This is a genomic window from Flavobacterium sp. RHBU_24 (assembly GCF_046613695.1).
Lineage (GTDB): Bacteria > Bacteroidota > Bacteroidia > Flavobacteriales > Flavobacteriaceae > Flavobacterium.
In genome coordinates, this window is the sequence record NZ_JBKJHD010000034.1 from 1 (window position 1) to 9,906 (window position 9,906).

11 protein-coding genes and 1 tRNA gene are annotated in these 9,906 nt (G+C 42.3%); 6 read left to right on the top strand and 6 right to left on the bottom strand.

The features are described from left to right. Positions 1-102 precede the first annotated feature (102 nt). From ACLI09_RS17700 to ACLI09_RS17710, 3 genes are all read left to right on the top strand, one after another. Positions 103-324, top strand: coding sequence for a hypothetical protein (locus ACLI09_RS17700; protein ID WP_411420981.1), 222 nt, complete (start codon positions 103-105; stop codon positions 322-324). 308 nt (positions 325-632) lie between these two features. Then, the gene (locus tag ACLI09_RS17705; RefSeq protein ID WP_411420982.1) at positions 633-2,483 is read left to right on the top strand and encodes a fibronectin type III domain-containing protein; all 1,851 of its coding nucleotides are present in this window, start codon (positions 633-635) and stop codon (positions 2,481-2,483) included. A gap of 104 nt (positions 2,484-2,587) precedes the next feature. Then, the gene (locus ACLI09_RS17710; RefSeq protein ID WP_411420983.1) at positions 2,588-3,064 is read left to right on the top strand and encodes a hypothetical protein; all 477 of its coding nucleotides are present in this window, start codon (positions 2,588-2,590) and stop codon (positions 3,062-3,064) included. Positions 3,065-3,116: 52 nt separating this feature from the next. On the opposite strand, the gene ACLI09_RS17715 is transcribed toward ACLI09_RS17710, so the two are convergent. The 5 genes from ACLI09_RS17715 to ACLI09_RS17735 all read right to left on the bottom strand — a co-directional run bounded on the left by ACLI09_RS17715 (position 3,117) and on the right by ACLI09_RS17735 (position 6,922). After that, the gene (locus ACLI09_RS17715; protein WP_411420984.1) at positions 3,117-4,001 is read right to left on the bottom strand and encodes a bifunctional 5,10-methylenetetrahydrofolate dehydrogenase/5,10-methenyltetrahydrofolate cyclohydrolase; all 885 of its coding nucleotides are present in this window, start codon (positions 3,999-4,001) and stop codon (positions 3,117-3,119) included. A gap of 180 nt (positions 4,002-4,181) precedes the next feature. After that, positions 4,182-5,522, bottom strand: coding sequence for a signal recognition particle protein (gene ffh / locus ACLI09_RS17720; protein ID WP_411420985.1), 1,341 nt, complete (start codon positions 5,520-5,522; stop codon positions 4,182-4,184). Between the two features lie 243 nt (positions 5,523-5,765). Beyond that, a complete protein-coding gene (locus ACLI09_RS17725; RefSeq protein ID WP_411420986.1) occupies positions 5,766-6,224 on the bottom strand; it encodes a hypothetical protein in 459 nt (152 codons plus the stop codon). A gap of 309 nt (positions 6,225-6,533) precedes the next feature. After that, complete coding sequence (locus tag ACLI09_RS17730) at positions 6,534-6,779, bottom strand: GIY-YIG nuclease family protein (protein WP_411420987.1); 246 nt, start codon at positions 6,777-6,779, stop codon at positions 6,534-6,536. 70 nt (positions 6,780-6,849) lie between these two features. Beyond that, positions 6,850-6,922: transfer RNA gene (locus ACLI09_RS17735), tRNA-Met, on the bottom strand. A gap of 341 nt (positions 6,923-7,263) precedes the next feature. On the opposite strand from ACLI09_RS17735, the gene ACLI09_RS17740 reads away from it, so the two are divergent. Genes ACLI09_RS17740 through ACLI09_RS17750 form a run of 3 tightly spaced genes read left to right on the top strand, consistent with a single transcriptional unit; the run spans position 7,264 to position 9,276 of the window. Beyond that, on the top strand, positions 7,264-7,896 hold the full coding sequence (locus ACLI09_RS17740) for a hypothetical protein (RefSeq protein ID WP_411420988.1): 633 nt from the start codon (positions 7,264-7,266) through the stop codon (positions 7,894-7,896). Between the two features lie 3 nt (positions 7,897-7,899). Further along, positions 7,900-8,577 (top strand): hypothetical protein, encoded by a 678-nt coding sequence (locus tag ACLI09_RS17745; RefSeq protein ID WP_411420989.1) that lies wholly within the window; start codon positions 7,900-7,902, stop codon positions 8,575-8,577. Between the two features lie 27 nt (positions 8,578-8,604). Next, a complete protein-coding gene (locus tag ACLI09_RS17750; protein ID WP_411420990.1) occupies positions 8,605-9,276 on the top strand; it encodes a hypothetical protein in 672 nt (223 codons plus the stop codon). A 42-nt stretch (positions 9,277-9,318) separates the two neighbouring features. On the opposite strand, the gene ACLI09_RS17755 is transcribed toward ACLI09_RS17750, so the two are convergent. After that, positions 9,319-9,831: a L,D-transpeptidase family protein gene (locus tag ACLI09_RS17755; protein ID WP_411420991.1), complete on the bottom strand. Its 513-nt coding sequence runs from the start codon at positions 9,829-9,831 to the stop codon at positions 9,319-9,321. Positions 9,832-9,906: the final 75 nt, after the last annotated feature.

Sequence of the window (9,906 nt, forward strand, 5' to 3'; positions counted from 1 at the left end):
ATTAAAGGTAGAAATTATTTCCTTTAAAATTCTTGCGTGTTGGGGTTAGAACGGTTTTCATTATTACCACTAATATCCACTAATATACCCTATCTTTATAGGATGATAAAAATCACTAAAGATACTGATATTGAAGCCGGCAACACCATTTACAACCCTGCCGAAAACGTGCGTTACCAGGTTGACGCCTACTTATATGATACCGGTAACAAAACCGAAGTGGCACACCTTAAACCCAGGCTGCCCTTTGGTACACATAAAAAAGCCTTTACCCTTACCATTGAAAGCCTGGTAACGCTGGGCTATAAGGTAGATAATGATTAATGCTTCATTATCAAACAAATGTTTGTTGAAACCATTATTTATTTGTTAAATAAAATGTGCAAAACCTTCAAATGCGCATTTTTCGCTGATTAATGGTCGTTTTAACCATAAGATATATTTATTGTGATCATTTTTCTTATAGTAATAACCATATATAAAAAGCTGTTTTTGTGATAAACGTTACCACTATTACGATTACAGGGTGCGTTATAACACAATGCCATGCTAATTTGTAATATTACTTATTGGTTAATTATCTATACATTAAGTAGTTATATTGCTGTTTGAAATTATCAACAAACACTATTATGAAAAAAACCTACTTAACATTGGCACTGCTGCTTTGCGGCCAATGGCTCCTGGCGCAGGATTGTACAGCGGTAAGCCCGCAGTATACCCTCGATTTTGAATCGGTTGCCACACCGGCGCTGCCAGACTGTACCGTTGCGGTAAATGCGGGTTCAGGAAACAACTGGATAACGGTAAACAACCCCGGCAGCGGGTTTGAAGACAGCGTCCTTGCCTATACCGGCAATGCAGAGGCAGCTAACGCATGGTTCTTTACGCAGGCCATTCAGCTTGAAGCCGGCCAGCCTTACAAAATCACTTACAAGTATGGCAACAACAGTGCCGATACTACCGAGAAATTTAAGATATCAATGGGCAGCTCGGCAACAGCAGAGGGCATGGTAACTCTCATAGCAACCTATGAAGAGGTAACAGGGGCCGCCGCTGCAACGGTTACTACAGGGCCTTTTTATGCTGCTGAAAGCGGGGTATATTATTTTGGTTTCAATGTATATTCGGATGCTTCACAAGGCAGCCTTTATACAGACAATATAGATATTGATGTATGGTCGTGCGTGGTGCCCGAAGGCCTTGAAGTTACAGATATTACTACCACTGCGGCCACGCTAAATTGGGATGCCGTTACCACAGGCGACCCGGTACAGTTTTACCAGATATCGGTACAGCCTGGCACTGCAGAGGCGCAACCGGGGCCTACCACCACAACCACTACCGCGCCTACCTACTTTCCGCTTATTCCGGCAACAGTTTACACGGCTTATGTACGCTCATTTTGTACAGGCGTGTGGAGCGATTGGAGCGAGGGCGTAACCTTTACCACGCCACTGTGCGATACTTTTGCCACCGTGCCGTATCTGCAGGATTTTGAGTCGGTTACCGCACCCGCCATACCGGAATGTAACCTGGCCTTAGCAGGCGAAACAGGAAACAACTGGGTAACGGTAAACAATCCCGGCAACGGCTTTACGGGTAATACCCTTGTTTATGAAGGCACTACCGAAGCGGCTAATGCCTGGTACTTTACCAAAGGTGTGCAGCTTGAGGCCGGCCAGCCTTACAAAATAACGTATAAGTATGGCAACAACAGTGCCGATACTACCGAAAAATTCAAGATATCAATGGGCAGCGCGGCAACAGCCGAGGGCATGGCTACTCTCATAGCAACCTACGAAGAGGTTACAGGGGCAGCTGCGGCAACGGTTACTACAGGGCCTTTTTATGCTGCTGAAAGCGGGGTATATTATTTTGGTTTCAATGTATATTCGGATGCTTCCCAAGGCAGCCTTTATATAGACAATATAGATATTGATGTATGGTCGTGCGTGGTGCCCGAAAGCCTTGAGGTTACAGATATTACTACTACTGCGGCCACGCTAAGCTGGGATGCCGTTACCACAGGCGACCCGGTGCAGTTTTACCAGATATCGGTACAGCCTGGCACTGCAGAGGCGCAACCGGGGCCTACAACCACAACCACTACCGCGCCTACTTATTTTCCGCTTACCCCGGAAACAGTATATACAGTTTATGTACGCTCATTTTGCAGCGGGGTATGGAGCGACTGGAGTGAAGGTGTTACCTTTACAACCCAAACACCGGCGGGCGTGAACCAATATGGCTTTAACAGCCTGCGTGTTTACCCTAACCCCGCGCTTAACACTATTAGTATTAGCAACGGCAATGTTATAGATACCGCAGTGCTGTATACCATTACCGGGCAAAAAGTGCTTACGCAAAACATAGCGGGTACCGACGCAACGCTTAATGTTGAGCGAATTCCTGCCGGTATATACCTGCTTGACCTTAGCAGCGAAGGCGCTACTAAAACTATAAAAGTTATTAAAGAGTAATTGCATCCTTAATTTTCGATATTTTTTTCACTAAGAAATCCCGGGTAGCGAGCCCGGGATTTTTTGCTTACAAATACTATCTTTACCTACTAAACAAGCACTTTATGAAGCCTTTTATATATCTCATTACCTCAATTTTAATGTTTTCGTGCCAGGGTAGGGGGAAAGCTCCTGAAAGCACAAATAGTCGCAAACAATCACATTCAATTACGGTTGAAAGTTCACCTGAAGCTGAGTTTTTAAAATATGACCGCAACAGTGACGCACCTTATACCTCTATAAAACGCCCCGAACACAGCTTTGTAAAAACAAAGCTTGATACTACACTGTTATACAATATCTGGACAACCGACCCAAATGGCCCCGCTGCGGATTTTGTGATTTCTAACAAATCCTTCTATTTAGCCGATTACGATGGTGATGGTGACATGCCGTTCTTACTGCTGGGTACTAAGCTTTCGATATTTTACGAGCACTATATAGAGGATGGTGAAATTACATTCCTTAAAAAAGATACATTGAAAATTAGATGGAAAGGCATCGATACAGACATCACCTATGTAACCTGGCCGGTGGACTAAATAAAAAATCCCGAAGCATAACTTCGGGATTCAAATATAAATTCATTTAAATCTATTTATTCAGCTTCCTCATTTCCCTTGCCAGTAGCGTGTTTTTAAGCAGCATCGCTATAGTCATAGGGCCCACACCACCCGGTACGGGTGTGATAAAGCTGGCTTTTTTGCTTACGTTTTCAAAGTCAACGTCGCCGGTAATTTTATAGCCTTTCTCAGTAGTTTCATCAGGCACACGGGTAATGCCTACGTCTATCACCACCACATCATCCTTCACCATTTCGGCTTTAAGATAATTCGGTACGCCAAGGGCTGTGATAATAATATCCGCCTGTGTGGTTATCTGGCTGATGTTCTTGGTATGGCTGTGCGTAAGGGTTACGGTACTGTTACCCGGGAAACCCTTGCGGCCCATAAGGATGCTCATAGGTCGGCCTACAATGTGGCTGCGGCCAATAACGACCGTATGTTTACCTGCCGTCTCTACATTATAGCGTTCTAACAGCTCCAGTATACCAAAGGGGGTAGCGGGAATGAATGTAGTCATGTCCAGCGCCATCTTGCCAAAGTTTTCAGGGTGAAAACCGTCTACGTCCTTGCTTGGGTCAATCGCCATAAGCACTTTTTGCTCGTCTATCTGCTTGGGCAACGGCAGCTGCACGATAAACCCGTCAATATCATCGTTCTGGTTGAGTTCTTCTATCTTTTTTAATAGTTCAATTTCGCTAATGGTAGCGGGCAGTTTTATCAGCGTACTTTCAAAGCCCACTTTTTCGCAGGACTTAACCTTGCTGCCCACGTAGGTAAGGCTTGCGCCATCGTTACCCACAAGCACCGCAGCCAGGTGCGGTACCTTTTCGCCATTGGCTTTCATTTTATTTACCTCAATGGTAATTTCATTCTTAATATCTTCCGATATCTTTTTTCCGTCGAGTAACTTCATCTTGTTTCAGGTTTCAGGTTTAAAGTTTCAGGTTACTTATTCTTATCTTAAAACCCTGCGTAGTTAGTTATTGTGTGTTGTTGTTTTGTTTTTTTATTTTACGTTTAAGGTTACCGTTTTTCACGTTTGAGTGAGCAACCTGAAACCTTAAACTTGAAACTGCAATAACAGCTTCGCTGCTTACCCCTGCATCCCCTTCATGCCGCCCATCATGCGCATCAGGTTTTTGCCGGCGCCGCCCTGCATCATCTTCATCATTTTGCTCATCTGGTCAAACTGCTTCAGCAACTGGTTTACCTGCTGTACGCTGGTGCCCGATCCTTTGGCAATACGGTTTTTACGCTTGGCGTCAAGCACAGTTGGTTTGCTGCGCTCGCCCGGGGTCATGCTGTATATTATGGCTTCGATGTGCTTAAAGGCATCATCTTCAATTTCTACATCTTTAAGGGCTTTGCCTGCGCCGGGTATCATGCCTACAAGGTCTTTCATGTTACCCATTTTCTTTACCTGCTGTATCTGGGTAAGGAAATCGTCAAAACCAAATTCGTTCTTAGCAATCTTCTTTTGCAGCTTGCGTGCTTCCTCTTCGTCATACTGCTCCTGGGCGCGCTCTACAAGCGACACTACGTCGCCCATGCCTAAGATACGCTCGGCCATACGGCTCGGGTGGAACACGTCTATAGCTTCCATCTTTTCGCCTGTACCCACAAATTTGATAGGCTTATCTACTACCGATTTAATGGTAATGGCCGCACCACCACGGGTATCACCGTCGAGCTTGGTAAGCACAACGCCGTCAAAATTCAGCCTGTCGTTAAACGCCTTGGCAGTGTTAACGGCATCCTGGCCGGTCATAGAGTCTACAACAAAAAGCGTTTCCTGCGGCTGTATGGCTTTATGAACGTTAGCTATCTCGTTCATCATCTCCTCATCTACAGCAAGGCGGCCGGCGGTATCTACAATAACCACGTTAAAGCCATTAGCCTTGGCATGTTTTATGGCGTTTTGGGCTATTTCCACGGGGTTGCGGTTGCCTTCCTCGCTATACACTTCTACGCCTATCTGTCCGCCCACCACGTGCAACTGGTTAATGGCCGCAGGGCGGTATATATCACACGCTACAAGCAGTGGTTTTTTGTTCTTTTTGGTTTTAAGGTAATTCGCAAGCTTGCCTGAGAAGGTGGTTTTACCACTACCCTGAAGGCCACTCATTAGTATTACCGTGGGGTTGCCGCTCAGGTTTACACCCGCGGTTTCGCCGCCCATAAGCTCGGTAAGTTCGTCTTTTACTATTTTTACCATCAGCTGGCCCGGCTGTAGCGTGGTAAGCACGTTTTCGCCTATGGCCTTGTCGCGCACGCGGGTAGTAAAATCTTTGGCTATCTTAAAGTTAACGTCGGCATCAAGCAACGCGCGGCGCACCTCTTTAAGGGTGTCGGCTACGTTTACATCGGTTATTTTCCCATGCCCTTTAAGGATGTGGAACGCCTTATCTAATTTATCACTTAAATTATCAAACATAATCAGCTATCATTTATAGAGGTGCAAATTTAAGGATTTGATTTTGAAGTTAAAGGATATAAATAAAAAATCCGGCCCTTTACGAGCCGGAAACCACCTAAATCCGTTAAGATTACACCTTTTACAATGCACTGTAAATATACTCGCCATTAAAAACCTGCACAACAGTCATTTAGAATTTGGCGGGTGTGGCCGAGAATTTATAGACAGGCAACAATTTAATACCCTAAAAATTAAAAAAAATTAATTTTTTTCAAAAGTAAGATAATCGGTATCGCCGTTGCCTCCGCTTACATCCTGCAATACCACACGGGTACCACTGCGCTCTACCACATCCCAGTCGTCTGTAAGTTCTGCAAAATAATCCGGCGCGGTAAACGCAAGGTTAAAGTCAATATCGCTGCTGTCGTTATCATCGTCTGATGAATCGCTGTCCGTTACCAGCCATGATCCGCTGTAGGTATTTGCGCCGTTACTTGCCGTTAGCGTGCCGTTATCGTTAAAGTCGAAGTTATAGCCGGTAAAATCGGATGTTTCGTTATTGCCGCTGTCTACATAGTTCGTTATACGCCACGTGCCTGATTTCATGTTGTTTGTAATTGCGGTTGCATTGCCGTTTACATTTGAAACTGCATCATCGTCTGAGCAGCCTGTACCTGCCATAAGCATTGCTAAGCCGGCGATAAAATTTAAAATTCTCATACTAGTCATTTTAGTGTTAATTGCATTTAAAGGATTCCTCTGTACAAAGTTGGCAATTAAAGCTGCAAAGTTTTTGTTAAATAAGAATTTGTTGGGAGTAAATGAGTATATGCTTATTTTAAGATAGTATTTGACCAGGTATGATTTTTCCGTACCGGTTTTCAGGTGCTTTTCACGGTTCATGGCACTTTTTTTATTCCGGATAAAATTCGGCAGCTAAATAAAAAACCCGGCTAATGCCGGGTTTTTTAACTAAGTAGCGGACACTTGACTCGAACCAGTGTCCGCCGCGGCGGATATAAGCCCTCCTTATCGTGGCAGGGTTTTTATAAAATCTCTTCCCGTACCGGTTTTCAGGTACTTTTCACGGTTCATAGCACTTTTTTTATCCTGATAAAATTTGATATAAATAACCTTCCATGGCCTGAACTTTATTGTGTAGCCCTTAGTTGCAAATTTGTTGTGAGAATTTAACCGCGATATTAGGTCTGACGTGTAGCCAACGTAGGTTTTATTATGTTTATCAGAATATAAGACGTAGACAACAAATTCCATTACATTAGCAATTTATACATTCGCCAGCTATAAATAAAAAACCCGGCATTAGCCGGGTTTTTTAACTAAGTAGCGGGGACTGGACTCGAACCAGTGACCTTCGGGTTATGAGCCCGACGAGCTGCCTACTGCTCTACCCCGCGATGTTTCGAGTGCAAATATACAACCATTATATTAAAATGCAAGTTAAAATGGCGAATAAATACAAATAAAAAATCCCCCCTTATAAATAAGGAGGGATTGCGTTACATAGATTTTCTTAATAAATCATGTAGTTTTAATCAAAGTTTGCACACACGGCAAATGTAATTAGTTGCAATTATTGTGTGTTATAGTATTTTCCTGCAGAATTATAAAATCAGTTTATTTTTTGGCTCTAATTTTATATAATCATTATTTGATTACCGAACTATGGTGATTTATAAAAATATCTTATAACTTTACGCTTACAAAATTTTTGTTAAACCTAAATCCTTACCAACTTATGGAACAAGAAATTAACACAGGCCCGGTAGTTTTTACCAGAGAAATGATTATTGCCGCTATGGATAAATGGCGTACAAAAATTGTAAACGATGTGCCTTATATAGTAAAGTGCTTTAAGGATAAATATTATTTCCCTTATACCAAGCAAGTGGCCGAAGGTTCTAAATACATACACATGTATGCCGGCATACACAATACAGATATTTACTTTTTTGCCATACCCGATGTTTTTGATACAGTAGAGCACAGGAACGATTTTGAACGGTATACCCAGCCGTGTAAATTAATGGTTTCGGGAATAGGCGGCGGAAACGAAATAGACCGCGCCGAAGCACAGGCACGTATGGATGCCTGGAAAAACAATTATAAAACCTGGCTACCTAAGCAATCTAAAACCACGGATGGCATTTTTCAGCTGTTTGAGGTGGATGTTATTGATTTTGACTCAGATGAAACCCTGGCTAATATGGCGCTTGTGGCCGAGCTGGGTAACCCAACCGGTTTTGTGGCTGATTTAATTATTACCAATGTTGAGCAAACGCACGCACTGGTATTTGAGGATTTTTCGCGCCCAATACCGCCTATGGGGCCATCTGCGGTAGTGTCAAACTATTATTTATTAACGCTGTAGTTAATGGATTTAAAAGGGCTCGTAAACTTACTGGCTGATTGTAGCGAGGGATTGTTAATATTTGGATTAGTTGCAGGTATTTATTTTTTCAGCAAACTAGATTCCATCAGAAAATTTATAGTTTTCTATATAGCCTTACTGCTTATTACTGAACTATTATCTTATTATGTGGGAATGACTTTTGGGTCAAATCACATGATATTCCCTCTATATTGCCTATTCGAACTGGCCTTATTTATATATTTATATATAAAATATTTGTTTAAGAAGCGGCACATGTTTACCACAGTTTTGGGCACCCTTGGCATTGGCTTTATTTTATATGAATTTATTTATAATTTTATCTACCATCAGGTATCGCCGGAAGAATATCAGCCGTATGCTAAAGTGGTAGATAATTTTGTTATTATCATTTTTTCGCTCACCTATCTATTAGAGAAAATGACAACCTATAATGAATCCCGCTGGGACAACTTTTCGTTCAATATAGGGGTGCTAATTAATTTTACAATAAGTACTATATTTTATCTCCCTTTTAATTTCTTAGTTAATGAAACCAGTGGCTTAAAGTACTATTTTTGGATTTCGAATTTATTTTTACTCCATGCCTTTTATGTTTTTTTAATTATTGAAATGTATAAAAATGCCCGTAAAAACCCGCGCTTGGCACAGGCAAGATAACATTTTTTAGTATAATAGCACAATTGTATGTTAAATGAACTTTGGAAGTATGTAGGCGAAATTTATATAGTGGTGCTTATACTTGGCTTTTTGTTTGGACTTATTTTTTATAAAAGGCTTAGTGTTACCGGCAGGTACCTTTTGGTATATTTTGGTTTGATGCTGGTGTGCCAGTTCGCATCAGATTATATAGGGGCTATTTTAAAAAATAACCACATCATGCTGCCTATTTACTGCATGATAGAACTTGGCTTTTTTATAGCCCTGTTTAACATTCATTTTTTTAAAAATTTCCGTGCCTTACCGTTAGTAACCGGTGCTTTTGCCATGGCCTATATAGTGGGGGAGTTTTTTTATAATTTTATACTGCACCAGGTTACAATAAAGGATTTTCAGCCATATTGTAAGATAGCCGATAACTTCTGCATCATTATTTACTGCCTGTTGTACCTGTATGAAAAAATGAAATACAACAGGGCACGCACTGAGAAATTTCCGTTAACCATAGGGCTGCTTATCAATTTTACATTAAGTTCGATTTTTTTCCTGCCGTTTAATTTTCTTGTAAACCAGGAAATGGCGCTAACCTTTTATTTCTGGATAGGCAACGCAATGCTGTTAGTGCTTTACGCGGGTTTCCTGGGCTTTTTTATCGTAAGCCCTGTTTTTGAGCGGAAATTTAGCAGGGTAACAAGTTAAGTTTGTTTCAAATTGCTCTTGGCTATAGCAAGCCAGATAATTTCACGCAAAAATCTCGATTACTGCCCCATCTTTTACTGCTGCAAAAAGCTCATCGATCTCGGTATCGGTAACTGCAATACAGCCGTGTGTCCAGTCTTTCCAGCTGTGGAATTTGCCTATTGCGCCGCGCCCGTTGCGCAGGCCGTGGATCTTGATGTCGCCGCCGGGTTCTTTACCAATTGATTTGGCAAATGCCCTGTCGGTATCATTAGGGTAGCTTATACCCAGGTTTTTGTGGTAGCTGCTATTAGCATTGCGGGCGTTGATAATGTAGGTGCCTTCGGGTGTGCGGCCATCGCCCTCATACTTTTTGTGCCCGGTGGGGTTAAAGCCTAACGCAATGGTGTAGGTTTTAACCAGCCTGCCATTGCTGTAGGCCAGCATAAGCCGCCGGGCTTTATATACCACCAGCCGGTCTATAACGGTACCTTCGGGTAGTTTTTTGCCGGGGTAAAAATAGTAGGCCGCCGCAGCGCCTAAGAGCAAAAGGGGTATATAGGCAGAAGGCTTCATTTTTTTTAATTACGAATTACGAATTACGAATTACGAATTTCAGTCGTGATTTTAAATCCCATTCTTTATGAGATT

Excerpts from the sequence above, each read along its gene's own strand:
- ACLI09_RS17700 (WP_411420981.1), top strand. The coding sequence starts at position 103 with ATGATAAAAATCACTAAAGATACTGATATTGAAGCCGGCAACACCATT.
- ACLI09_RS17705 (WP_411420982.1), top strand. The coding sequence starts at position 633 with ATGAAAAAAACCTACTTAACATTGGCACTGCTGCTTTGCGGCCAATGG.
- ACLI09_RS17710 (WP_411420983.1), top strand. The coding sequence starts at position 2,588 with ATGAAGCCTTTTATATATCTCATTACCTCAATTTTAATGTTTTCGTGC.
- ACLI09_RS17715 (WP_411420984.1), bottom strand. The coding sequence starts at position 4,001 with ATGAAGTTACTCGACGGAAAAAAGATATCGGAAGATATTAAGAATGAA.
- ffh (WP_411420985.1), bottom strand. The coding sequence starts at position 5,522 with ATGTTTGATAATTTAAGTGATAAATTAGATAAGGCGTTCCACATCCTT.
- ACLI09_RS17725 (WP_411420986.1), bottom strand. The coding sequence starts at position 6,224 with ATGAGAATTTTAAATTTTATCGCCGGCTTAGCAATGCTTATGGCAGGT.
- ACLI09_RS17730 (WP_411420987.1), bottom strand. The coding sequence starts at position 6,779 with ATGGAATTTGTTGTCTACGTCTTATATTCTGATAAACATAATAAAACC.
- ACLI09_RS17740 (WP_411420988.1), top strand. The coding sequence starts at position 7,264 with ATGGAACAAGAAATTAACACAGGCCCGGTAGTTTTTACCAGAGAAATG.
- ACLI09_RS17745 (WP_411420989.1), top strand. The coding sequence starts at position 7,900 with ATGGATTTAAAAGGGCTCGTAAACTTACTGGCTGATTGTAGCGAGGGA.
- ACLI09_RS17750 (WP_411420990.1), top strand. The coding sequence starts at position 8,605 with ATGTTAAATGAACTTTGGAAGTATGTAGGCGAAATTTATATAGTGGTG.
- ACLI09_RS17755 (WP_411420991.1), bottom strand. The coding sequence starts at position 9,831 with ATGAAGCCTTCTGCCTATATACCCCTTTTGCTCTTAGGCGCTGCGGCG.